The organism is Streptomyces roseolus (assembly GCF_014649855.1).
GTDB classification, from domain to species: Bacteria; Actinomycetota; Actinomycetes; order Streptomycetales; family Streptomycetaceae; genus Streptomyces; species Streptomyces roseolus.
Window position 1 is genome coordinate 39,329 of the sequence record NZ_BMTV01000028.1, and the last position, 24,130, is coordinate 63,458.

General features: G+C 75.8%; 22 protein-coding genes. 11 read left to right on the plus strand and 11 right to left on the minus strand.

The features are described 5' to 3' along the window. Window positions 1-912, plus strand: a complete 912-nt coding sequence (locus IE245_RS28670; RefSeq protein WP_189952743.1) for an adenosine kinase — start codon at window positions 1-3, stop codon at window positions 910-912. Here IE245_RS28670 and IE245_RS28675 read toward each other — a convergent pair. Both IE245_RS28675 and IE245_RS28680 read right to left on the minus strand, forming a co-directional pair. Continuing rightward, entirely contained in the window at window positions 905-1,582 is a 678-nt protein-coding gene (locus IE245_RS28675; RefSeq protein ID WP_229851641.1) for an adenosylcobinamide amidohydrolase, read from the minus strand. The genes IE245_RS28670 and IE245_RS28675 overlap by 8 nt on opposite strands. A gap of 208 nt (window positions 1,583-1,790) precedes the next feature. After that, window positions 1,791-2,609, minus strand: coding sequence for a polysaccharide deacetylase family protein (locus tag IE245_RS28680; RefSeq protein ID WP_189952747.1), 819 nt, complete (start codon window positions 2,607-2,609; stop codon window positions 1,791-1,793). 221 nt (window positions 2,610-2,830) lie between these two features. Between IE245_RS28680 and IE245_RS28685 the strand changes: the two genes are divergently transcribed. Both IE245_RS28685 and IE245_RS28690 read left to right on the plus strand, forming a co-directional pair. Continuing rightward, entirely contained in the window at window positions 2,831-4,633 is a 1,803-nt protein-coding gene (locus tag IE245_RS28685) for an ATP-binding SpoIIE family protein phosphatase (protein WP_189952749.1), read from the plus strand. A 132-nt stretch (window positions 4,634-4,765) separates the two neighbouring features. Then, a complete protein-coding gene (locus IE245_RS28690) occupies window positions 4,766-5,932 on the plus strand; it encodes a PP2C family protein-serine/threonine phosphatase (RefSeq protein ID WP_189952751.1) in 1,167 nt (388 codons plus the stop codon). A gap of 25 nt (window positions 5,933-5,957) precedes the next feature. Here IE245_RS28690 and IE245_RS28695 read toward each other — a convergent pair whose 3' ends face one another. After that, window positions 5,958-7,898, minus strand: coding sequence for a hypothetical protein (locus tag IE245_RS28695; protein WP_229851617.1), 1,941 nt, complete (start codon window positions 7,896-7,898; stop codon window positions 5,958-5,960). Window positions 7,899-7,968: 70 nt separating this feature from the next. Between IE245_RS28695 and IE245_RS28700 the strand changes: the two genes are divergently transcribed. After that, window positions 7,969-8,367 (plus strand): hypothetical protein, encoded by a 399-nt coding sequence (locus IE245_RS28700; RefSeq protein ID WP_189952753.1) that lies wholly within the window; start codon window positions 7,969-7,971, stop codon window positions 8,365-8,367. 113 nt (window positions 8,368-8,480) lie between these two features. After that, on the plus strand, window positions 8,481-9,680 hold the full coding sequence (locus IE245_RS28705) for a nitric oxide synthase oxygenase (RefSeq protein WP_373305419.1): 1,200 nt from the start codon (window positions 8,481-8,483) through the stop codon (window positions 9,678-9,680). Between the two features lie 14 nt (window positions 9,681-9,694). Here the strand turns inward: IE245_RS28705 and IE245_RS28710 are convergent, their stop codons facing one another. The 6 genes from IE245_RS28710 to IE245_RS28735 form a co-directional block, all read right to left on the minus strand. After that, window positions 9,695-10,258: a hypothetical protein gene (locus IE245_RS28710; RefSeq protein WP_229851620.1), complete on the minus strand. Its 564-nt coding sequence runs from the start codon at window positions 10,256-10,258 to the stop codon at window positions 9,695-9,697. 204 nt (window positions 10,259-10,462) lie between these two features. Continuing rightward, window positions 10,463-11,080, minus strand: a complete 618-nt coding sequence (locus IE245_RS28715; protein WP_189952757.1) for a TOPRIM nucleotidyl transferase/hydrolase domain-containing protein — start codon at window positions 11,078-11,080, stop codon at window positions 10,463-10,465. A 70-nt stretch (window positions 11,081-11,150) separates the two neighbouring features. After that, window positions 11,151-11,639 (minus strand): hypothetical protein, encoded by a 489-nt coding sequence (locus IE245_RS28720; RefSeq protein ID WP_229851622.1) that lies wholly within the window; start codon window positions 11,637-11,639, stop codon window positions 11,151-11,153. 18 nt (window positions 11,640-11,657) lie between these two features. Then, entirely contained in the window at window positions 11,658-11,990 is a 333-nt protein-coding gene (locus IE245_RS28725; protein ID WP_189952759.1) for a hypothetical protein, read from the minus strand. 196 nt (window positions 11,991-12,186) lie between these two features. After that, entirely contained in the window at window positions 12,187-14,028 is a 1,842-nt protein-coding gene (locus IE245_RS28730) for an ABC transporter ATP-binding protein (RefSeq protein ID WP_189952761.1), read from the minus strand. A 167-nt stretch (window positions 14,029-14,195) separates the two neighbouring features. Continuing rightward, window positions 14,196-15,011, minus strand: coding sequence for an alpha/beta fold hydrolase (locus tag IE245_RS28735; RefSeq protein ID WP_189952763.1), 816 nt, complete (start codon window positions 15,009-15,011; stop codon window positions 14,196-14,198). Window positions 15,012-15,272: 261 nt separating this feature from the next. Between IE245_RS28735 and IE245_RS28740 the strand changes: the two genes are divergently transcribed. Continuing rightward, window positions 15,273-16,352: an amidinotransferase gene (locus tag IE245_RS28740; protein WP_189952862.1), complete on the plus strand. Its 1,080-nt coding sequence runs from the start codon at window positions 15,273-15,275 to the stop codon at window positions 16,350-16,352. Between the two features lie 147 nt (window positions 16,353-16,499). Next, window positions 16,500-18,689, plus strand: coding sequence for a catalase/peroxidase HPI (gene katG, locus IE245_RS28745; protein ID WP_189952765.1), 2,190 nt, complete (start codon window positions 16,500-16,502; stop codon window positions 18,687-18,689). A gap of 92 nt (window positions 18,690-18,781) precedes the next feature. Here katG and IE245_RS28750 read toward each other — a convergent pair whose 3' ends face one another. Beyond that, a complete protein-coding gene (locus tag IE245_RS28750; RefSeq protein ID WP_189952767.1) occupies window positions 18,782-19,084 on the minus strand; it encodes a hypothetical protein in 303 nt (100 codons plus the stop codon). Window positions 19,085-19,429: 345 nt separating this feature from the next. Between IE245_RS28750 and IE245_RS28755 the strand changes: the two genes are divergently transcribed. From IE245_RS28755 to IE245_RS28770, 4 genes are all read left to right on the plus strand, one after another. Further along, window positions 19,430-20,629: an ROK family transcriptional regulator gene (locus IE245_RS28755; RefSeq protein WP_189952769.1), complete on the plus strand. Its 1,200-nt coding sequence runs from the start codon at window positions 19,430-19,432 to the stop codon at window positions 20,627-20,629. A gap of 92 nt (window positions 20,630-20,721) precedes the next feature. After that, window positions 20,722-21,222 carry an SRPBCC family protein gene (locus IE245_RS28760; protein ID WP_189952771.1) on the plus strand — a complete coding sequence of 167 codons (501 nt, stop codon included), beginning with the start codon at window positions 20,722-20,724 and terminating at the stop codon, window positions 21,220-21,222. 82 nt (window positions 21,223-21,304) lie between these two features. After that, window positions 21,305-21,787: a carboxymuconolactone decarboxylase family protein gene (locus IE245_RS28765; protein WP_189952775.1), complete on the plus strand. Its 483-nt coding sequence runs from the start codon at window positions 21,305-21,307 to the stop codon at window positions 21,785-21,787. 335 nt (window positions 21,788-22,122) lie between these two features. Further along, a complete protein-coding gene (locus IE245_RS28770) occupies window positions 22,123-23,679 on the plus strand; it encodes a SulP family inorganic anion transporter (RefSeq protein WP_189952865.1) in 1,557 nt (518 codons plus the stop codon). Here IE245_RS28770 and IE245_RS28775 read toward each other — a convergent pair. Continuing rightward, window positions 23,676-24,035, minus strand: a complete 360-nt coding sequence (locus IE245_RS28775) for a MazG-like family protein (RefSeq protein WP_189952776.1) — start codon at window positions 24,033-24,035, stop codon at window positions 23,676-23,678. The two genes, IE245_RS28770 and IE245_RS28775, sit on opposite strands and share 4 nt — an antisense overlap. Window positions 24,036-24,130 lie beyond the last annotated feature (95 nt).

Below are 24,130 nucleotides of genomic sequence, written 5' to 3' on the forward strand. Positions count from 1 at the left end.
ATGAGCCACGCGTACGACGTCCTCGTCCTGGGAGGGGCGGGCGTCGACACCATCGTGTACGTCCCCGAGCTCCCGCTGCCGTACGCGGACAGCTACATGATCCGTCCCGGCATCGAGGCCCGCGCGGGCCAGACCGGCGACTTCGTGGCGCTCGGCGTCAGCTCGCTCGGCCTGCGCACCCACCACGTCGACCTGGTCGGCGACGACCACGCGGGCGACCTGGTCCGCGCCTTCCACCGCGACCGGGGCATCGAGTTCACGGAGGTCCCGCAGCCCGCCGGCACCAAGCGGGCCGTCAACCTCGTGAGCCCCGACGGCCGCCGGCTCTCCCTCTACGACGACAGCCGCTCCCGGGAGTCCGACCGCCTCCCGGAGGACCTGGTGCGCAAGCTCGCCGCCGCCAGCCGGCACGCCCACGTCTCGATCACGCACCCCTGCGCCTTCACGCTGCCGCTGCTGCGCGAGGCGGGCCCCACCGTCTCGACGGACCTGCACGACTGGGACGGCGAGAACCCGTACCACGAGCCGTTCGCGTACGGCGCCGACGTCGTCTTCGTCTCGACGACGGCGCTCCCCGACCCGGCGGCGACCATGCGCCGGATCCTGGAGCGCGGGCGGGCGGAGGTGGTCGTGGCCACGGCCGGCGCGGAGGGTTCCTACCTGCTGACGCGTGCGGGCGGCGCGCCCCTGCACGTCCCGGCGGTCGCCCCGCGCGGCCCGGTCGTCGACTCCAACGGCGCGGGCGACGCCTACGCGGCCGGTTTCCTCTTCGGCCGGCTCACCGGCGAACCCCCGGAGCGCTGCGCCCTGTACGGGGCGGTGGCCGGCGCCCACGCCTGTACGGTCCCCGCCACCGCGAGCGACGCCGTCGACCGGGCCACGCTGCTCGCCGAGGTCGCCGCCCTCAGCTGACGCCGGGCCCGGGCAGCGCGGCGCCGACCGCCGCGTGGACGGCCCGGGCGAGCCGGGCGCCCCAGAGCGAGCGGGGCCCCGCGAAGGGTTCGGCGGGGCCGCCGGGCAGGGGGGCGCGGGCGAGGACGCAGACCGCGTCGGTCGGGGTCCCCGAGCAGTCGTGGCCGGCGTCGAGCAGCGCCTGCACCTTCGCCTCGGTGGCGGTCGCCACCGCGTTGACGAGGGCGGCGTCGGTGAGCGGCACGGGCACGGTGACGACGATGTTGATCGTGCCGGGGGCCTGGGGCCCGGGGACCCCCGCTCCCGGGGCCGCCGCCCAGCCGCGCACCTCTGTCCCCGCGGTGGCGACCGCGTCGACGCCGCCGTCGGAGGCGGTCCCGCGCCGGGTGACCTCGGCGGCGGTCATCAGGCCGACGCCGGGCCCCCGGAGTCCGGCGCGGCGGGCGAGCGCGGCGAGGTGCGCCTCCGGGTCGGTGCGGGTGTAGCCGTGGGCGACCTGCACGTTCATCACCCAGGCCCGTTCCCCGATGCCACCGCCGAGGACGGCGCTGCTGACGGCCCGCCAGCCCGGTCCCCGGCGCCAGAGCAGGGCACCGAGCCGCTGCCCGTCCTCGTCCCGTTCGAGCAGCTCCGGAAGGGCCGCACGGTTCGGTTCCACCACGACGGTCACTGCCACGCGCTCCTCGCTCACCCGGACGTCCCGGTGATCCTACGGGCCCGGCCCCGGGCGCCGACGCGGAGCCGGACCAGCGGGAAGGCCGCGTGCGCCAGCCGGACGGCGCCGGTGGCGATCGATCCCGCGCCGCGTTCGGCGAGGCCGTCGAGGCCTCGGGACGGACGACACCGTCGAGCGCCGGCCGACCGTGCGGCCCCGGCCCTCACGGGGTGTCGGGGGCCGTGCGCACCGGGAAGCCGAAGGTGCGGCCCTGCCCCTTCAGCCACGGCAGCACCTCCCGCAGCGCCGCCACGCTCTGCGAGCGGTCGCCGCCGCCGTCGTGGAAGAGGATCGTCGGTCCGTTGGACAGCTCGTCCTTCACGGTCGCCACGATGGCGGCGGCCCCCGGCCGTTCGAAGTCCTTCGTGTCCACGTTCCATCCGAGCGGCCGCATGCCCGCGGCCGCGGCCACCTTCCGGCTGTCCGGCGTGAACGCTCCGCCCGGCGCCCGGTAGTACTGCACCTCCGCCCCGCCGGCGGCCTCCTCTATCAGCTTCCGCGCGTCGAGGATCTGCTGCTTCTGGTACGCGACGGACTTGCGGTCCATCGTCGTGTCGTGGGTCATGGTGTGGTCGCACAGCCGGTGCCCCTCGGCCACCACCCGCTTCACGAGGTCCGGGTGGCGCTGTGCCTGCGGGCCGATCATGCAGAAGACGGCCTTGACGTCGTGCTCCTTCAGGATGTCGAGCATCTTCGGCGTCCAGCGCGGGTCCGGCCCGTCGTCGATGGTGATGTTGACGGCCCGTCCGCCCGCCTCGGCGGCGTGCGCGATCCCCTCCGGCACCCGGATCGTCGGCCGCGCGGGCTTGTCCGCGCCTCCGGCCCGCTGCGCCGGGAGCTTCGGCGCGGCGGCGCCGCCCGCCGCCGGCGCGGCGCGCTCGTCCTCGCCCACCAGTGCCGTCGCTCCCCACGCGGCCAGGCTGATGCCGACCGCCGACGCCAACACGGCCACGTGCGCGGTGTACTTGCCCATCCGGCGCATGCGCCCTCCGATCCTCGCGTTCCCGATGCGACCCCACGCCTGCCGGCGCGTCCACGGGGGAGAGGACGAACGACACCCCGAACAGGTTTCACCCGTTCGGCGGATGTGACAGAGCTACCGTTCGACTCCGATTCCGCTGCTGTTCGGATGGTGCGCCGGACGGGGTTCCGGTGCAGACTGTGCACCACACCTGGTCGAGTTCCCCTCTGGAGGCCGGAAGAGTGAGCGGCGGCAGCGGCGGACGGCGCCTGACCGGCAGGGTCTCGGCCGTGCGGACCTCGACCGTGTACCGGACCGCGGCGCTCCGCGCCCGACGCCGCCGCGCCGACGGCGCGATTCCGCTCGACGCGCCCGGCGCCGAGGAACGCCTCGCCTGGCTCAACGCCGCGAGCACCCGCATCGGCACCACCCTGGACCTGGAGAGCACCGCCCGGGAGCTGGCCGACTTCACCGTCCCCGGCTTCGCCGACGGCGCCGCCGTCGACATCCTGGAGAGCGTCCTGCACGGCGAGGAGGGCTCCCGCTGGACCGGCACCGGCGTCCCCCCGATGCGGGCGGTCGCGCTCTCCGCCGTCGACACCATGACCACGCTGGAGGCCGTCCCGGTCGGCGAGACCTACGTGCGCGACCAGAAGCGGCACGAGACCCTGCTCCACCAGTACTGTCTGCGGCGCGGCGAGCCCGTCCTGGTGGCCCGGATGCGCGAGGAGGACTTCGCCCGCGTCGCCCCGACCGCGAGCGGCGCGGCGAAGATGCGCGCCCTGGGCGTGCACAGCTACCTCGCGGTGCCGCTGATCGCCCGGGGGCTGCTCCTCGGCAGCGCCGACTTCGTCCGCGGCCCCGGCAGCCCGCCCTTCTCCCCCACCGACCTCGCCCTCGCCCAGCAGCTGGCCTCCCGCGCCGCCGTCTTCATCGACAACGCCCGGTTGTACGGCCGCGAGCGGGAGCGGGTCGTCTCGCTCCAGCGCAGCCTCCTCCCCCGGGCCACGCCCGTCACCCCCGGTCTCCGGGTGCACGCCGAGTACACGCCGTCGGCGGCCCGCCACCCGGTGGGCGGCGACTGGTACGACGTGATGTCCCTGCCCGGCGGGCGCACGGCCCTGATGGCCGGCGACGTCATGGGCCAGGGGCTGCCGGCCGCCGCCACCATGGGCCGGCTCCGGGCCGTCGCCCGCACCCTGATGACCCTCGACATGGCGCCCGAGCGGGTCCTCGCCCGGCTCGACCTCGCCACCCGCGACCTGGAGGACGACCAGGTCGCCACCTTCCTGTGCGCGGTCTACGACCCGGCGGCCTCCCGCTGCACCCTGGCCGGCGCCGGGCTGCTGCCGCCGCTGCTCCTCGACGGACGCGGCGGCGCCGAGTTCGTCCCGCTGCCGGCCGGGGCGCCGCTGGGCGCCGGCGTGATCCCGTACGACTCCGTGACGGTGACGATCCCCGACGGCGGCGGGCTCGTCCTGTACACGGACGGCCTCGTGAAGGCGCGCGGCGCCGATCTGGAGGAGCAGCTGGAGCGGCTGCGCTCCGCGGCGCTCGCCCTGCCGCCCGGAGCCCTCGACGAGGGCGGGCTGATCGCGGTGGCCCCGGCCGGTCCCGGCCGCTTCGACGAGGCGGTGCTGCTCACGGCGAGGGCCGTGCCGCTGGACGCGGGGACCGGGCTGCGGGTGTGGCCGCTCTCCGGTGACGGCAGGGCGGCGTCCGAGGCCCGGCGCCTCGTCACCGGCCAGCTCGCCGCATGGGGCCTGGACGACCTCGCCGACGTGTGCGAGCTGGTCGTCTCCGAGCTGGTCGGCAACGCCCTCCGGTACGGGAACGGGCCGGGCGAGCTCCGGCTGCTGCGCGGCGAGCGGCTGGTCGTGGAGGTCTCCGACACCGGCCCGGACCTGCCGCAGATCCAGCACGCCGACCTCAGCGACGAGGGCGGCCGGGGCCTCCAGCTCGTCAACATGCTGTGCCGCCGCTGGGGCTCCTGCCGCACCTCCGGCGGCAAGGTCGTCTGGGCCGAGCAGAACCTTCCCTCCTGAGGCACCGGCCGGGCCCTCCGCCACCCCGGCGCGGGACCTCCGGCCCTGCCGGTCGGCCCGCGCCGCCCGGCACCCTTGGGGACGAAGGCCGTTGCGAACCGCCCGCGGGCGGGAGACCGACGAAGGAGAGTCATGCCTGCGGATCCGACCGCCCACCCGCGGCGGGCCCCCACGGGCCACCCGGAGTTCCGTTACCTGCTCGGGCGCGCGCTGCCGTTCCTGGTGATCGTGCTCGCCCCCCTGGCCGACGCCCTCACCCCACCGGCCGAACGGTTCGACCGGTTCCTGATCGCCGCCCCGGCACTGGCCGCGGCCACCTGGTCCGCCCGCGGCACGGCCGCGATCGGCGCCCTCGCGATGGCGGCCACCGGCTTCACCGCCGCCGCGCGTGGCGGGGACCTCCACCCGGCCCTCCTCGGCAACGAGGTGCTGCTCTCCGTCGTCGTGCTCGCCGCGGCCGTCTCCGCCCACCTCCGGGAGCGCCGCGAGACGGAGCTGCGCCAGGTCGGCGCGGTGGCGGAGGCCGCGCAGTCGGCGCTGCTGCGCCCGCTGCCGCCCCGCCTCGGCACGGTGGACCTGCGGCTGCTGTACGAGGCGTCCGCCGCCTGCGCGCACGTCGGCGGCGACTTCTACAAGGCGCTGGAGGTCCGCGACGGCGTCCGGATCATGATCGGCGACGTGCAGGGCAAGGGCCTGCCGGCGGTGGAGGCGGCGTCACTGCTGCTCGGCTCCTTCCGGGAGGCCGCGTACACCGCCCCGGACCTGCCCGCGATCGCGCGGCGTCTGGAGGCCAGCATGGCGCACTACGCGGAGCGGGCCCCGGAGTCGGAGGCGGCCGACCGCTTCTCGACGGTGCTGCTCGCGGAGATCCCCGACGACCGGCCGGTGATCCGGCTGCTGAGCTGCGGCCACCCGGCGCCGGTGGTGCAGAGGGGCGGGACGGTGGAGACGGTCGAGTTCTCCGCGCCGTCGGTGCCGGTCCACCTGCCGGTGCCGGTGGACGCGCCGTTCACGGTGGAGGAGGTGCCCTTCGGCCCCGGCGACCGGCTGCTGATGTTCACCGACGGCGTCTCCGAGGCCCGCGACGAGAGCGGCGCGTTCTATCCGCTGGAGCGGCGGCTGCGGGCCTGGGCGGACGAGCCGACCGACCGGATCCCCGAGCTGCTGCGGGAGGATCTGGACCGGTTCGCCGCCCACGGCCTCGACGACGACACCACGGCCCTTCTGGTGGTCAGGGACGGGCCGGCGGCGGGCCGCCGGACCCCGTCCCCGCCGCTGGCCGGCTCCCTCCGGGCCTGATCCCGGCCGCCCCGGCCGCCGCCGCTCAGCCGGAGGAAGGCGTCCAGCCGCGCAGCACGCCGCCGTCGGCGAGGCGCCCGTCGAGGACGACGGCGCCCTCGGCCGCGGAGCGGACGGCGAGGACCCCGCCCCGCGCGCGGGCCCGGACGGCACCGCCCGCGGTGATCCCGACGACGTGCCGGCTGCCCGCCGCGAGCAGGTAGCGCGTGCCCGACGGCGCCGTCCAGGGCCCTCCGGCGAGGACGTGCCGGCCGAAGCGCCCGCAGGCGGCGGTGTCGGGCACGGAGGCGAGGGGACGCACGGGGAGCGGGGAGCGGGCCGGTGCCTCCAGGAGGACGTCGGCCCGCCCCGTGCCCTCCCAGGTCTCGGCGCGGACGCACGCCCACAGCGCCCGGCCCGCCCGCTCGGGCAGCTCCTGCGCGGCGAACTCCCAGCGGTTGACGGAGCGGACGCCGGAGTCCCGGAGCCCGCCGAGGAGGCAGCCGGAACGCGCCCAGGCGGCGAGCCCCGGCGGCCCCGCAGCCTCGCGGGGCTGCCGGGAGGGGACCCCGGGCGCGGGCAGCGGCGTCCAGGTGAGGTGGGCGGGGCCGAGCCCCCCGAGGTCGGCGACGAGGAAGGCGTGGTCCTCGGCGATCCGGGAGGAGGAGCGCAGCTGGAGCACGGTGGTCCCGGCGCAGTCGGCCCCGGTGCCGGGACCGGGCGCGGGGACGGGCACGGGCGCGCTGACCCCGTCCCGCGCCACGGACAGCTCCCGGGCGGGAGCCGCCGGGGAGTCCAGGTCCCGCACGGCCGCCTCGGCGATCCAGGGGGCGAGGAGGTAGCGGGTGCCCGCGCCGGTGCGGGAGAGGACGACCGAGGCCGCGGTGGTGACGTCGGCGTCGTCCGCGCGGGCCAGGGCGAGCACGGCCCCGCCGGTGGCCGGCTCGGTGTAGCGGGCGAGCCTGCGGCCGTCGTGGAGCAGCACGACGGCGGCGCCGTCGACGTCGCCCGCGTACAGCAGGGCGGGAGGCTCGGACGGGGGCGCGTCGGTGGTGCCGGGGGTGGTCCGCGTGACGGCGCCTCCCCCGGTCCAGGCGGTCAGGGCGCGGCCGAGGAGCGCGGTGTCGGCGGCGCGGGCGCCCCGGGCGGGCCAGGCGGTGAAGTCCACGCGGGAGGTGTCGGCCCACCGGTCGGGGTCGGCCCGCGTGAGCTCCGCCGGGTCGGCGGCGGGCGCGGCCGGCGCGGGGGCGGGCGGGGGCGCCTGCGTGAGGAGGGCCCCGGCGGCGACGGGCACGGCGGCGAGGAGAAGGGCCGCCGCGAGGGCCCCGGCCCGGCCGCGGCGCCGGCGGCGCAGCAGGTCGGTGGGGCGCAGGTGGACGGTGCAGGGGTCGAACTCGGGACCGCGCAGCAGGGCGGCGAGGTCGCCGGCGACGCCGGCCCGCAGCTCCTCCGCCGCGGCGAGGGCCTGCCCGGGATCCCGTACGCCGGCCGCGGACAGCAGGGCCGCGGTCTCCTCGGGGGCGAGTCCTTCGAGGACGGTGAGCGCGAGGGCGGCGCGGGTCTCCGGGGTGACGGCGGAGAGGGCCCGGTCGAGGGCGAGCTCGTCGCCGCCGCCGGCGCGGGGGAAGAGCCGCAGTCCGGTGACGCGGGGCAGGGCGAGCGCCTCGGGCCGGAGCCGCCGGGCGGCGAGGGCGCGGGCGACGACGCGGACCCGGAGCCAGGCGCGGGCCTCGTCGCGGGGCGTCCTCGGCGCGGGCACGGTGGCGGCGGACCGGTCCGGCCGGCCGCGGGGCAGCGCCCGCTGGACGGCGGCGTGGGCGGTGAGGACCCGCCGCTGGCGGCCGAGCGAGGGCGGCAGGACGAGGTGGGCGAGGCGCACCAGGGCGGGGTAGTGCTCGACGAGCGCGGCCTCGGCGGCGTCCCGTGAGGGCCGCGGGCCGGGTATGCCGGCGGGCGGACGGGCGCGAAGGGTACGGAGTTGCTGCACGCACCGAGAACGAGCGGGCCGGGTGGGGCGTCACTCCCGGCGTGGTGGCGCCCCGTGCTAAGAAGGCCGGATGACGCTGACACAGGGCCGGCGGGTGCGTCTCGCGGTCGATCTGAGGGTGGCCGGGACGGTCACGGCGGCCGGGGACCCGGCCGAGGAGCCGGCGGCGGTCGCCGGGGCGCTGCTGGTCGGGGCGGGTGCGGAGGGGGTCGTCGAGCGGGTCGACGCGCCGCAGGAGGCGCGGCCGGGGCCGGAGGCGGCGGAGTACGAGCGTCTGGTCTCGCTGCTGGAGTCGTTCGGCGCCCAGATGCCGCCGGCGAGCCGGGAGCGGGCGGAGGAGCAGGTGCGCGCGCTGGAGCCGGCGTGGGACGCGTACCGGAACCGGCGCCCGGTCGTCACGGCGCGGGTGCGGCTCGACGGGGGCCTCGTCCTGGAGCGGGTCCGCGAGGACGTCCTGTCGGCGCTGTGAGGCCAGGGTGCCGGGCACGATACCAGGACGGACCGGATTCTCCGGCGAAGTTCGAACACTCTCCACAGTCGGACTACTCCGTACGGTAGTCATGGGGCCAGGGAGGAAACACCTTGGTCTTCAGTCTGATCCGTCGCCGCGCGGCCGCCCCCGCCGGTGCCGCGTGCCCGTACTCGGCCGCCGTCCCGGCCCCCGCCCCCGCCGTGGTACCGCCCGCTCCGCGCGAGCCGGACCGGGTGGACCGGCGGCAGGCGGAGGAGTTCGTCCGGCAGTTCCACGACGAGTGCCCCGGCGCCGGGGACGCCGACGCCCGGGTCCGTCGGGTGCGGGCCGAGATCGCCCGTACCGGCACCTACGAGCACACCCCGGAGGAGCTGGCCTTCGGCGCCCGGGTCGCCTGGCGCAACGCGGCCCGCTGCATCGGACGGCTCTACTGGAACAGCCTCGTCGTGCGGGATCTGCGCGGGGTGTCGTCCCCCGACGGGATCGCCGCCGCCTGCGCCGAGCACCTGCGCGCGGCGGAGAACGGCGGGCGGATCCGCCCGGTCCTGACCGTCTTCGCCCCGGACCGGCCGGGCCGCCCGGCGCCCCGGATCGTCAACGACCAGCTGGTCCGGTACGCCGGTCACCGCGCCGCCGACGGCCGCTGGATCGGCGACCCGCGCGGGGCGGCGGCCACGGCCCTCGCCCGCGAGCTGGGCTGGAAGCGGGAGGAGGAGCCCTTCCAGGTGCTGCCGCTGATGGTGCGGGAGCGGCCCGGCGCCCGCCCGGAGTGGTACGAGCTGCCGGACGGGGCCGTGCGGGAGGTGGCGCTGCGCCATCCCGAGCACGCCTGGTTCGCCGGCCTCGGGCTGCGCTGGTACGCGGTGCCGGCGATCAGCGACATGGTCCTGGAGATCGGCGGGGTGCGGTATCCGGCGGCGCCGTTCAACGGCTGGTACATGGGCACCGAGATAGGCGCCCGGAACCTCGCCGACGCCGACCGGTACGACCTGCTGCCGCTGGTCGCGGAGAGGCTGGGCCTGGACCGCTCCTCGGAGCGGACGCTGTGGCGGGACCGGGCGCTGGTGGAGCTGAACGTGGCGGTCCTGCACTCCTTCCAGGAGGACGGGGTGACGATGGCGGACCACCACACGGAGTCCGAGCGCTTCCTGCGCCACATCGCGCGGGAGCGGCGGCACGGCCGGCCGACGCCGGCCGACTGGAGCTGGATCGTCCCGCCGCTGTCGGGTGCGGCCACGCCGGTCTTCCACCGCTACTACGACCCGGTCGATCCGGCCCTGCGCCCGGCGTTCCTCCCCCGGGAGGGGTAGCGGGGCCGCCGGGGTCAGTACCGTCCGCCGCCCGTGCGGTTGCCGCGGCCGCCCCGGCGGGGCCGTCGGCCCTGGCGGGGGCCGGCGGGGTCGCCGCCGCCGCCCGCGGCCTCCGGGGAGGAGAACAGGACGGGGACGCCCGGGCCGCCGGCTGCGGGGGCGGCCGGGGCCGCCGAGCGCGGCTCCGGGACCCGCTCCGGTCGCCGGGCCTCGGCGGGGCTCGCGGCGCGGGCCACGATCCGGGCGTGGGTGATCAGCGGGGCGCACGCCTCACAGATCTCGGCGAGCGTCCACACCTCGCCGACGGCCGGGTTGTGGATGAGGACGAGGAGGGTGCGGCCCGAGCAGAGCGCCCGGGCCTGGTGGTGGCGGCAGCCGGCCCCGCCGCAGGCGCACGCGGCGTTCGGGCGCGGGGTCGCGAGGCGGGCGTGCGCCCGCACGTGCTCGGCGGCGAAGGCGCGCAGCGCGCGGATGTCCTTGGAGCGGTCGGGCATGCGGCAGCCCGCGGTGGTGCAGCTGACCCGCGCCGAGTGGTCGTGGTGTCCGGTGAGGCGAATCGTCCAGGTCCTGCCTGGCACACGGGATCCGAGTGGCATGCTCAACGCGCACAAGTCCGTTCGGGAGAGGAGGCGTTCGTTCTCTGTTTACCCCGAAGTCCGGGCCTCGACGCGTCCCCCGGGGCGTGTCAGTCGGTGTCGCCGTCCTTGTCGTCGCCCGGACGGAGCGCGGCGGCGACGGGACCGCCGCCCCGCCGACCGCGAGGTGCGCGGCGCGCCGGCCCGTCAGAGCGAGGCGAGGAGCCCGTCGAGCGGGGCCGGTACGCGGGCGAGGTCGAGGCCTTCGACGAGGATCCGGCCGTAGCGGATCTTCCGGCCCGAGGTGGTGCCGAGGAAGCGGCGCATCCGCGGCAGGGGGTTGCGGTCGCGCTGGGCGGGCTGGTTGAGGAAGGTCCGCAGGGCCCGTCCCTCCCCCTCGGCCGTCACCAGTTCGCCGACCCGGTCCACGCCGAGGGCGCGGATCAGCTCGTCCTCCAGGTCGGCGACGCAGACGAAGAAGGCGTCCGGGTCGGCCCCGGCGGCCGCCAGGCCCCGGGCGTAGTGGGCGCGTTCGGCGTCGTCGCAGAGGCCGGTGAGGCGCAGGCCGAGGCCGGGCGGGCCGAGGAGACGGGCGTGGCGGGCGGCGTTGGTGACGCCGTTCATGGAGAGCGCGCAGACGCCCTCGGCGGCCAGGTCGCGGCCGCGCCGGGCGGCGAGCGCCTCGACGGCCGCGACGTCGCTGCGCCCTTCGAGGAGCACGACGGTGCGCACGGGCAGGCGCGTGGCGAGTTCGCGCGCGGCGTCGCCGGTTCCGTCGGCCGCCCACGCGGCGACGGCGGCCCGGAAGGCGTCCATGTCGGTCATGGGAGGAGTCTGGGCGGCGGACGGCCGGGACGGTACCGGTTTTCCGACGCCGCTCCCGGCCGCGGCCCGGTCAGTACCGCAGGGCGGAGGCGACGGTCGGGGTCACGGTGCCGGACAGCTTGTGGGTGCTGCGGGCGGTTCCCTCACCCGGCTTTCCGGCGGGGACGTCCGAGACGGTGACGACGACCGCGTCGAGCAGCTTGCCGTCGCCGTCCTTGAACTGCACCTGGACCGCGAAGGACCTCGTCGCGCCGTCGGTGTTCTTCACGGTGAGCGGGACGGTGGTGCGGCCGTCGGCGTCGGTGGCGGGGTCGCCGAGCGTCACCTCGTCCTTGGCGTCGACGCCGTCCTTGACCTCCGCCATCTGCTCCTCGGCCTTCTTCACCGCCTGGGAGGCGGCTTCCGAGAGGCCCTCGGCGGCGGAGGCGACGGCGGAGGCGGCCTCGCTGACCGCGCCCGAGACGGGGTTGTCGCCGTCGTCGGAGCAGCCGGCCGTGCCCATCAGGACGGCTCCCGCGAGGAGGCCGCCGGCGGCGCCCCGTACCCAGCGTGCGGTCATGTCGTGGTCTCCCTCGGGTCACACCTGCGCGTCGGCCCCAGTCAACGGCAGCGCCGGACGCCCCGCATCCCGGGACGGGCGTTCGGCGGGCTGCGCGGCCGCGGCCCGGACCGGCCCCACGACGGTGAGGGGGATGCGGAGGTTCTCGCAGAAGCGGCGGACGCGGGAGAGGACGCTCAGCGAGGCGGGTGAGGGGTCGGCGGTGGAGAGCTGGACCCGGACGAGCCGGGGCCGGTGCGCGTGGGCCAGGGCCTGGGCCTCCAGGTCGGCGGCGGATCGGCTGGTGAGGGTGAGGTCGCCCGGGAGCGACAGGTGCAGGACGCCCTCTTCGAAGGCGTGGCCGATGAGCATGACCGCCTCCTTCCGTCGTACGCCGTCCCACCGCCCGGAGGCGGTGGGACGGACGGTTTCCGTCAAGGCGTTGTGCCGGGCACGCTGGCACCAGGCTGGCAGACGCGGACCGTGTCCGCACCCGCACGGGGTGCAGCCCCGGGCCGGACGGAGGGGGCGAACCCGCTGGTGGGGGCGGCGGGAGGCGGCTCGCGGCTCAGCGGGACACGGTGGGCTCCGGGTCGGCGCTGCCGGCGCCGCCGGCCGTGACGTCGTCGAGGAAGCCGCCCGACTGGTGCCGCCACAGCTTGGCGTACGCGCCCTCCGCGGCGAGCAGTTCGCGGTGGCTGCCCTGCTCGACGATCCGGCCGCGGTCGAGGACGACGAGCCGGTCCATCCCGGCGACGGTGGAGAGCCGGTGGGCGACGACGAGCGCCGTCCGGCCCTCCATCAGCCGCCACAGCGCGTCCTGGACGAGGAGTTCGCTCTCGGAGTCGAGGGCGCTGGTGGCCTCGTCGAGGAGGAGGACGGGCGCGTCGCGCAGGATCGCCCGGGCGAGCGCGACCCGCTGCCGCTGGCCGCCGGACAGCTTCACGCCGCGCTCCCCGACCAGGGTGTCGAAGCCCTCGGGCAGCGCGTCCGCGAACTCCGTGACGTGGGCCGCCTCGGCGGCCCTGCGGACCTCGGCCTCGGTGGCCCCGGGCCGGGCGAAGGCGATGTTCTCCCGGAGGGTGCGGTGGAACATGGCCGGGTCCTGCGGTACGGAGGCGATGAGGCTCCGCAGGTCGGACTGGCGCATGCGGCTGATGTCCTGACCGCCGATCAGGATCCGCCCCGCGTCGACGTCGGTCATCCGCAGCAGCAGCCGGGTGAGCGTGGTCTTGCCGCCGCCGGAGCGGCCGACGAAACCGACCTTGGTGCCGTTCGGCACGTCCAGGTCCAGTCCCTCGAAGAGCGGCCGGGCGCCCTTGTGGGCGAAGTGCACCCGCTCGAAGCGGACCTCGCCCGACCGGCTCCTGAGCGGCTCGGGCTCGGGCGGGTCGACGACGGTCGGCGGCTCCAGGAGGAGTTCGGTGAACTGCGCGGCCTCCGTCATGGAGCTCTCCAGACGCCGGTAGATCTGGTTGAACTCGAACATGATCCGGGTGGCGTTGGAGTAGTACGTGAAGGCCACGATGATCGCCTCCACGCCCCGCTCCCCCGCGCCCAGCATCAGCGCGAGCACCAGGCCGATCACGTTGGTGACGACCGAGAGGGGCGCGACGAGGGTGTCGATGCGCAGGTTGCCGTAGTCCCAGGAGCGCAGCGTGATCCGGCGCGACTCGGCGGCCCGGGCGCGGTGCTCGGCGGCCTCCCGGTCCTCGGCGGCGAAGGAGCGGACGCTGTCCATGTTGGCGAGCACGTCGGCGACGTGCCCGGACACCCGGGCGATGGCCTGCTCGCGGTCGGCGACGATCCGCTGGCGGCGGCGGACCAGCGGGAAGACGCAGACGCCGGTGAGGGCGATCATCACCAGGAGGCCGACGACGAGCAGCGGGTCGTACTGCCAGAGGACGACCGAGGCGAACAGCAGCGGCACGAGCTTGCCCATGACCTGGAAGGTCAGGGTGTCGACGAAGTCCTCGAAGCGACCGGCGAAGCTGATGACCCGCTTGGTGAGGGAGCCGGCGAAGTTGTCGTGGAAGAACGCCGCGTCCTTGGCGAGGAGCGCGTCCATGCCCACGCCGTAGAGGTGCTCGATGCCGCGGGCGTCGAGCCGGTTGAGGCAGTGGAAGCCGACCCGCCACAGCGCCTCGCCGAGCAGCAGCACGACGGCGAAGCCGAGGGCGTAGGGCAGGACCGAGTCGAGGGTGACCGGGCCGCCGTCGGCGACCCGGCCGACGAGCTTGGCGACCACCAGGGGGGCGAGGTACAGGATCCCGATGTTGCCGAGCGCCGGGAGCAGCAGCGCGGGCACGGCCACCTTCCGGAGCCGCACCATCTCTCCCCCGTAGTGGCGGAGCGCGAGGCGGACGGAGCCCTTGCCCGGTCCGCCGCCGCGTTGTTCTGACGTTCCCATCACGACCTTCCGTCGCTGTTCCGACACGTACGGTGACGGAGTGTGGCGGAGGGCGGGCACCGCGGTCCACGGGTTTTCCCGCGACCCGGGAACGCCCCCGGCCCGGGAACGCCCCTCCGCCGCTGAGCCGTACGCCTCCGGGCGCCCCGGGCCCGGAGGCGTACGGCTCAGCGGCGGAGCCCGGCGGAGAAGGCGGCGAGCTCGCGCACGACCCGCTCCGGGTCCTCCCAGTACACGACGTGCCCGGCGCCCTCGTGGACGACGAACCGGGAGTCGGGGATCGCGTCGAGGATCAGCCGCTGGTCCGAACGGGTGAGCAGCGGGTCCCGGTCGCCCCAGACGACGAGGGTGGGGACGAGGATGCCGGTGAGCGTGGCCGCGAGGTCCGTCTCCAGGAGTCCGCGCAGCGTCTCGCGCCAGACGCGGGCGGGCGCCTTCAGGCTCTCGTCGACGACGGTCTCCAGGAAGCCGGGCGCCACCCGCCCCGCCGCGAGCCCCCGCGCGAACGCGGCGGCGAACTCCCGGTCGACCGGGTCCTCCAGGGTCCTGACGGTCTCCCGGACCGCGGCGGCGCCGGGTTTGTCGGCGAGCAGGGCGGGGGTGCCGAGCAGGACGAGCCCGGCGACCCGGTCGGGCCGCCGGCCGGCGACGATCCTGGCCTGGACGCCGCCGCTGGAGCCGCCGACGAGGACGGCGCGCTCGATGCCGAGGTGGTCGAGGAAGGCGACGAGGTCGTCGGCGAAGTCCTCCGGGAGGTACCCCTCGGCCGGCTTGTCGGCGTCGCCGTGGCCGCGCTGGGTGGGCGCGTAGGCGTGCATGACGGCCGGCATGGCCCGCAGCATCGGCTCGAAGGTCCACCAGGAGTCGGCGTAGCCGTGGACGAGGACGAGCGGCGGTCCGCTCCCGGGCCGCCCGGTCTCCGCGTACGGAAGGGTGGGGCGGCCGTCGCCGAGGACGGCGCGGTGCACGGCGACGGTGGCCATCGGCGCCCTCCTGTCTCTCCCGCCCAGCGTAGGAACGGTTCCCGGGGCCCTCAACACGGGACCGGCCCCCGCCCGGGCGCCGCGGGTCCCGGCAGGCATACGGACGGACCATCCGGGGAAGCCGCGCTCTGCACGCGGCGCCCGGGACGGCGCCGCCGCCGCCGCCAGGAGGCTGACGTGACGCCCTTCCGGATCCGCTCCAGGGAACTCCCCCCGCCCGGCCCGCCGGCCGAGCCGCCCGCCTTCCCCGCCGGAACGGCCGTGAGCTCACCGGTCCGCTCGTCCACCGAATGGGATCCCCTGGAGGAGGTCGTCGTGGGCCGGGTGGACGGCGCCACGATCCCCTCCCGGCATCCGGCGGTACGGTGCACCATGCCGGCGTGGGCGGCCCGGCTCCAGGGCGCCGCCGCCGGGTTCCGCTACCCCCGGGTGCTCGTCCGGAAGGCCGAGGAGGAGGTCGAGGGCTTCGTCGCCCTCCTGGAGTCCCACGGGGTGACCGTGCGACGGCCGGACCCGATGCCCCACCGGCGGCGGTTCGGCACCCCCGACTGGTCCTCCCGGGGTTTCTGCACCGCCTGTCCGCGCGACAGCATGCTCGTCGTCGGCGACGAGATCATCGAGACGCCCATGGCGTGGCCCTGCCGGTACTTCGAGACGCACGCCTACCGCACCCTGCTGAAGGACTACTTCCGGCGCGGCGCGCGCTGGACGGCCGCGCCCCGGCCGCAGCTGACGGACGAGCTCTACGACCCCTCGTTCCGGGTGTCCGCGCCCGGCCGGCCGGTGCGCCGCCTGGTGACGGAGTTCGAGCCGGTCTTCGACGCCGCCGACTTCGTCCGCGCGGGCCGGGACCTGTTCGTGACGCGCAGCAACGTCACCAATCTGATGGGCATCGAGTGGCTGCGCCGGCACCTGGGGCCGGAGTACCGGATCCACGAGATCGAGAGCCGCTGCCGGACCCCGATGCACATCGACACGACGTTCCTGCCGCTGGGCCCGCGCCGCGCCCTCGTGAACCCGGAGTACCTCGACCTCGACCGGCTGCCGCCGGTGCTGGACGACTGGGAGCTCCTGGTCGCGCCCGAGCCCGACCCCCTGCCGGACGCCCTCCTGAAGGTCACCTCGATGTGCGGCAAATGGCTGAGCATGAACGTGCTGATGCTCGACGAGAAAAGGGTCGTCGCGGAACGGCACCACACCCGGACGCTGCGCGCCCTGGAACGCTGGGGATTCGAGCCGATCCCCTGCGACCTCATGCATTACGCGCCGTTCGGCGGCTCCTTCCACTGCGCCACGCTGGACGTCCGGCGGAAAGGCCCGGACCCGCTCGGCCCTGCCTGACGGATTTCCGGTCCGCCGCCTTCCGGGACGCCGCTCCCTGCGTGTTCACGTGGCCGCGGGCACCCTCGTGCGCGACCATACGGACGCGCCGCCGTGAGATCCCGGCCGGCGGCGGGAAAAGGCACACGCACAGGAAGAGGGCCGTACGTGACCGGCAGCGAGAGCGAAAACCCGGCAATTTCCGCCCCCAGCCCCAAGGACACCCGCCCCCGCACCAATCGGGACTGGTGGCCGAACCAGCTGGACCTCTCCGTACTCCATCGGAACGCCCCCCAGGCCGACCCCCTCGACCAGGGATTCGACTACGCCGCGGAGTTCGCGGGCCTCGACGTCGAGGAGCTGAAGCGGGACGTCATCGCCCTGATGACGGATTCACAGGAATGGTGGCCGGCGGACTACGGTCACTACGGTCCGCTTTTCATCCGGATGAGCTGGCACGCGGCCGGCACGTACCGCATCGCCGACGGCCGGGGCGGCGGCGGAAGCGGCGCCCAGCGATTCGCCCCGCTGAACAGCTGGCCGGACAACGCGAGTCTCGACAAGGCGCGCCGTCTGCTGTGGCCGGTCAAGCAGAAGTACGGACAGAAGATCTCCTGGGCAGATCTTCTGGTTTTCGCCGGAAACTGCGCGATGGAATCCATGGGGTTCAAGACCTTCGGTTTCGGATTCGGCCGCGAGGACATCTGGGAGCCGGAGGAGATCTTCTGGGGACCGGAGGACACCTGGCTCGGGGACGAGCGCTACAGCGGCGACCGGGAGCTGTCGGGCCCGCTGGGCGCCGTCCAGATGGGTCTCATCTACGTCAACCCCGAGGGCCCGAACGGCAACCCCGACCCGCTGGCCGCCGCCCGTGACATCCGCGAGACCTTCGCCCGGATGGCGATGAACGACGAGGAGACGGTCGCGCTCATCGTCGGCGGCCACACCTTCGGCAAGTGCCACGGCGCCGTGGACCCCGAGTACATCGGCCCGGAGCCGGAGGCCGCCCCGGTCGAACAGCTGGGCCTCGGCTGGAAGAACACGTACGGCACCGGCACCGGCCCCGACGCCCTCACCAGCGGTCTGGAGGGCGCCTGGACCAACCATCCGACCACCTGGGACAACGGCTTCCTCGACAACCTCTTCCGGTACGAGTGGGAGCTGACCACCAGCCCCGCCGGCGCCCGGCAGTGGAAGCCCACCGACCCGGCCGCCCAGGGCACCGTCCCGGACGCGCACGACCGGTCGAAGTCGCACGCGCCGATGATGCTGACGACCGACCTCGCGCTGCGCATGGACCCGGTGTACGGCCCCATCGCCCGCCGCTACCACGAGAACCCGGAACTCCTGGCGGAGGCGTTCGCCAAGGCCTGGTACAAGCTCCTCCACCGCGACATGGGCCCGATCTCCCGCTACCTCGGCCCGTGGGTGCCCGAACCGCAGCTCTGGCAGGACCCGGTGCCGCCGGTCGACCACGACCTCGTCGCGGACGAGGACATCGCCGCCCTCAAGGAGCGGATCCTCTCCTCCGGCCTGACCGTGCCCCAGCTGGTCACCACCGCCTGGGCGTCCGCGGCGAGCTTCCGCGGCACCGACAAGCGCGGCGGCGCCAACGGCGCGCGGATCCGGCTCGCGCCGCAGAAGGACTGGGCGGTCAACGATCTGCCCGGGATCGCCGAGGCGCTGCGGACCCTGGACGCGATCCGGGAGGAGTTCGCCGCCGGACGGAGCGACGCCACCCGGATCTCGTTGGCCGACCTGATCGTCCTCGGCGGCTGCGCGGCCGTCGAGAAGGCCGCGAAGGACGCCGGCCACCCGGTGACCGTGCCGTTCACGCCCGGCCGCACGGACGCCACGCAGGAGCAGACCGACGTGGAGTCCTTCGCCGTCCTCGAACCGCGCGCCGACGGCTTCCGCAACTACCTGGGCCCCGACGAGAAGCTCTCCCCGGAGACGCTCCTCCTCGACCGGGCGAGCATGCTCACGCTGACGGCGCCGGAGATGACGGTGCTGCTCGGCGGCATGCGGGCGCTCGGCGCCGGGCACGGCGGGGTCCGCCACGGCGTCCTCACCGACCGTCCCGGTTCCCTGACCAACGACTTCTTCGTCAACGTCCTGGACATGGGGACGGAGTGGAAGGTCTCGGAGGACGACGAGAACGTCTACGAGGGCCGGGACCGGGCCACCGGCGAGCCGAAGTGGACGGGCACGGCCGTGGACCTGGTCTTCGCCTCCCACGCCCAGCTGCGGGCCCTGTCGGAGGTGTACGCGGCGCGCGACGCGGGCGAGAAGTTCGTCCGGGACTTCGCCGCCGCCTGGTCGAAGGTGATGGAACTGGACCGCTTCGACCTGCGCTGACGGGCCGCGGCCGGGCCGGCGGCGCCCGTACGGGAACGCGCCGGCGCCCGGACGGTCGTGCTGCGGCCGTCCGGGCGCCGGAGTGGTGCGGGTCAGGTGGAGACGGCCGGGAGCAGGCCGGTGACGGGCGCGGCCTGGTCGGTGAGCTGGTGGAGCTGGTGGAGTTCGTTGAGCCGGCTCAGGCCGCCGAGCTGCGCTCCGACGCCCGGGTAGGCGGCGCGGGCGTCCTCCGGCATGCCGGTGGTCGCGACGGAGTCGAGTTCGGCGATCGGGCTGATCGGCGGGCCGAGCGGGCCGACGGGCGCGGCGGCGGCCTGGGAGGCGGCCGCGCCGCCGAGGCAGGTGAACGCCGCGGCGACGGCGAGGACCGAGGAGATGCGTCGAGGTGAGGTCACACCCTCACAACGGAACGTTCCGCCGGGAGACACGCGACCGCCCGCGAGCATCCTCCGAACGGGGCACGGCCGCCGCGGCCGTCCGCGCGGGGACCGGACCGTCGTGCTCGGCGCGCCGGCCGGGGACTTGCGGAGCGGGCCGTGCGCCGTGGAGCGGGGGGGGGCGGCCTCGGGCCGTCCGACGTGCTCGGGACTGATCTCGGCGACGTGACGAGGAGGGGCCGTGCCGGGCACCGCGGGCCCGGCCGCGCTCCGCCGGGCGGATGCCGGGCGCTGTAGGCTGTGCGCTCGCGCGTTCGCGGATCATGCGAGCGAACCGGGCCGGACCTGCGGGGCGGAGGGCATGTGACGGAGCTCGTCCGCGGGACACCGGGCCTCGTGCGGGCGGTGAACGACCGCGCCGCCCTCCACCTGCTGCTCCGTCAGGGGCCTCTCACCCGCCCCGAGGTCAGTCGTCTCACCGGACTCTCCAAGCCCACCGCCTCCCAGGTCCTCGCCCGCCTGCTGGACGCCGGACTCGTGGTCGGCAACGGCCTGCGGCCCGGCCTGCCGGGCCGGGTCCCGGAGACGTACCGGGTCAACCCGGCGGCGGCCTACGCGACCGCCGTGGACGTGACGCCGGAACACATCGCCGTACGGACCGCGGACATCACCGGCGCGGTGCTCGGCGAGGCCGAGGCGCCCGTGCCCGCGCGCCCGGACCGCGAGGCCCTGGTGGAGGCGCTGCGGACGGCCCTCGGCCTGGTCCGGGCACCGGAGCCGCCGCGGAGCGTCGTGATCGGCGTGCAGGGCGCGGTGGACCCGACGACCGGCCGCCTCGGCTACGCCAGCGAGGAGGACATGGCGGCCTGGCTCTTCCCCGACGTCGAACGGACGCTGGGCGAGGCCCTCGGCCTCCCCGTCCGCGTCGAGAACGACGTCAACCTCGCCGCCGTGGCCGAACGCGACCACGCCGCCGCCGACTGCCCGGACTTCGTCCTCCTGTGGGCCGACGAGGGCCTGGGCGCGGCGCTGATGATCGGCGGCCGCCTCCACCGGGGCCACTTCGGCGGCGCCGGCGAGGTCGGCTACCTCCCGCTGCCCGGCGCGCCCACCGCGCGCGAGGCCGGCGACCGCTACGGCCGCCACGGCTACCAGGAGCTGGCGGGCGGCGACGCGGTCCGGGACCTCCTGCACGGCCACGGAGTGCCGGGCGCCGACTTCGCGGAGGCGGTGGCGGAGGCGGCACGGCGGGCGGACACGGCCGAGGAGGGCGCGGAGGCGGCGCGGGCGGGCCTCGTCGCGGTGGCGGCGCGGCTCGCGGCCGGGCTGGCCTCGATCGTGACCGTCGTCGACCCGGGCCTGGTCGTCCTCGCCGGCCGGCTCTGCGCGGCGGGGGGCGAGCCGCTGCGCGCCCTTGTCGAGCGCGAGCTGCGCGTCCTCGCGCACTCCCGGGCGCGGGTCCGCCTGTCGGCCGTCACGGGCAACCCGGTGCTCGCCGGCGCGCTCGCCCTGGCCCTCGCGGAGGTCCGGGACCGGACCTTCGGCGGCCCGTCCCCCCTCTGACCCGCCCGGGGGCCCACCCCGTACCGGCGGGAGGCCGGGCCCCTCACGGCGTGGCGGCGGACAATGGGGGGAGGGGGTCAGGAGGTGGCGTCGTGGTGCAGGGGACGATCACGGTCGACGCGCCGGTGCGGCGGGTGTACGACCAGTGGACGCAGTTCGAGGAGTTTCCGCGCTTCATGCACGGCGTGGTGGCGGTCGAGCAGACCGACGCACGGCACCTGCGCTGGCGCACCGGCATCGCCGGGTTCCGCCGCGCCTTCGAGACCGAGATCGTCGACCAGCTCCCGGACGAACGCATCGCCTGGCGCACCGTCGGCGGCGACGTCCGCCAGCGCGGCGTCGTGACCTTCACGCCCCTCGACGAGCGTCACACACGCGTGCGCCTGGCGATGGAGGTCGAGCCGGAGGGTCCCGCGGAGCGCGCGGCCGTCGCGCTGGGCGTCGTGTCGAGCCGGGTCTCCGGCGACCTCCGGCGGTTCAAGGACTTCGTGGAGGACCGTCACGCCGCGACCGGCGCCTGGCGGGGCCGTCTCCGGCCGGAGGAAGCGCACCGGGCGCCGGGACCGGGACCCGCTCACGACGACACCAATTAGTTTGATTTTCAACATCCTTTCGGGGGAAGATGATGCCCACTCCCGCCCACCCGCGCGGGGGACCACCCCGAAGGAGCGGACAGTGAGCGACGGCGCCGTGGCGGCATCGACCGGCCAGCGGATCTTCCTCGACAAGCAGACCCCGGACGCCTACAAGGCGTTCGTGCGGGCCGCGCAGACCGTGCGGGCCGCCGCCGACGACGCCGGGCTCGACCGGATCCTGGTCGAGCTGGTCAACCTGCGCGTGTCCCAGCTCAACGGCTGCGCCTACTGCCTCGACACGCACACCCGCGCCGCCCTCCTCGCCGGCGAGACCCCCCGCCGGCTCGGCCTGCTCGCCGCCTGGCGGGACACCGAGGTCTTCACCGCCCGCGAACGCGCCGCCCTCGCGCTCGCCGAGGCGACCACCCACCCGGCGGAGGCCGACGCCCAGGAGAAGGCCTACGCCGAGGCCCGCCCGGTCCTCGACGACGCCGAGCTCTCCGCCGTCGTCTGGGTGGCCATCGCCATCAACGCCTTCAACCGCGTGTCCATCCTCAGCAAGCACCCGGTGCGCCCGAACTGATCACCGGCCGGCCGGGGCGAGGAGTGCCGGGGCGCCGTCCCGACCCGGCCACCTCCCCCCCTCGCGCGCGATGGCCGGTCGTCCCGCGTCCATCCCGGACGGCCAGGGCGAGACGCGGGTCGAACGAGCGGGCGAGGGCCGGCGGGTAAAGTCGGTGGGTCGCCCCCGCGCCGGGCCGTCGCGCGCCGCCACGCCCCGCACCGAGGCCGCCGGCCCGCGATCGCCCCCGCCCTCCCCCTCGTACGACAGGTCCGTCCTCCTTGCCCACCGCCGTCTCCTCCGCCTCCCCCTCGCCCTCCGTCCCCTCTCCGCCCGCGCCCCGGTCGCGCGCCCTGATGCCCGACTGGCTGCGTGACCCCCGGGTCTGGCGTACCGAAGTGCTGGCGGGGCTCGTCGTCGCCCTGGCGCTGATCCCCGAGGCCATCGCCTTCTCGGTGATCGCCGGCGTCGATCCGGCGCTCGGGCTCTTCGCCTCGTTCACGATGGCCGTGACCACCGCGATCGTCGGCGGCCGACGGGCGATGATCTCGGCCGCCACCGGAGCCGTCGCCCTCGTCATCGCGCCGGTGAGCCGGGAGCACGGCGTCCCGTTCCTCATCGCCACCGTCGTCCTCGCGGGCCTCTTCCAGATCGCGCTGGGGATCGTGGGAGTGGCGAAGCTGATGCGGTACGTCCCCCGCCCGGTGCTGGTCGGCTCGGTGAACTCGCTCGCCGCCCTGGTCTTCCTGGCCCAGCTCCCCGAGACCCGGAACGTGCCGACGAGCGTGTACGGGCTGATCGCGGCCGGGATCGTCCTGCTCGTGCTCTTCCCCAAGGTGACGACCCTGGTGCCGGCGCCGCTCGTCACGATCACCGCCCTGACCCTGGTCACGGTGGCCGCCGGGATCGCCGTGCCGACCGTCGGCGACCGGGGCGCGCTGCCGTCCGCGCTGCCCGTGCCGGGCCTGCCCGACGTGCCCTTCACGCTCGGCACGCTGGCGACGATCGCGCCGTACGCCCTCGCCGTGGCCCTCGTCGGCCTGGTCGAGTCGCTGCTCACCGCGAAGCTCGTCGACGACCTCACCGACACGTCGTCGAGCAAGCGGCGCGAGTCGATCGGGCAGGGCGTCGCGAACGTCGTCACCGGCCTGTTCGGCGGGATGGGAGGCTGCGCCGTGATCGGCCAGACGATGATGAACGTGAAGGTGGCGGGCGCCAGGACCCGGCTCTCCACCTTCCTCTCCGGCGTGTTCCTGATGGTCCTGTGCGTGGTCCTCGGGCCGCTCGTCTCGCGGATACCCATGGCCGCGCTGGTGGCGGTCATGGTGATCGTGTCCGTCGCCGCCTTCGACTGGGAGTCGGTGGCCCCGCGCACCCTGCGGCGGACCCCCGCCGGGGAGACCGTCGTCATGCTGGTCACGCTGGCGTGCGTCCTGGTCTCCCACAACCTCGCCCTCGGTGTGGTGGTCGGCTCGGTCACCGCCGCCCTCGTCTTCGCCCGGAGGGTGGCGCGGCGCACGGAGGTCACCTCGGTGACCGACCCCGACGGGACGACCGTCGTCCACCGGGTGTCCGGCGAACTGTTCTTCGCCTCGGCCGAGGCGTTCGCCGAGCGCTTCGACCCCGCCGGCGACCCGGACCGGGTGGTGATCGACCTGTCCGCCGCCCACGTCTCCGACGCCTCCGCCGTGGCGGCGCTGGAGGCCGTGGAGGCGGCGTACGCCCGCCACGGCAAGACCGTCGAGCTCACCGGCCTCGCCCCGGCCGACGCCGCCCTCCGCGACCGCCTCGGCACGGGCATGAGCACGGGCACGGGCGGAAGCGGAAGCGTGAGCACCGTCTCCGGGCCCGACGCCGGGGCCGGGGCCGGGGCCGGGGCCGGGGCCGGGGCCGGGGCCGTCTCAGGTCACTAGGAGGCCGGGGGCTCCGTCCCCGCCCTGTCCGGTCGCCCGTCCGGCAGCGACCGCGCCGCCACCCGGCGCAGGTGGCGGGCGAAGACCTCGGAGGCGTCCGGGGTCAGGGTGCGCAGCGCGACCATGGCGGTGATGACGACGTCGCAGAGCTCGGCCTCGACGTCCTCCCAGGTGTGGCTGGTCCCCTTCCGGGGGTTCTGCCCGGTGGCCCCGATGACCGCCTGTGCCGCCTCCCCGACCTCCTCGGAGAGCTTGAGGACGCGGAGCAGGATCTCCTGCCCCGGCGGCAGGGACTGATGGGCGGTGAGCCAGTCGTGGAGGCGGGTGACGGTCGTCCAGGTCTCTTCGTCGCTCATGCCGCCGCAGCCTGCCAGGTCCCCCCGGGCCGCGCCGAGCGCCGCCCGGGGGCCGGCGGGGGGCAGGAGGCGGCGCGGGCCGGTCGGCGCGCCCG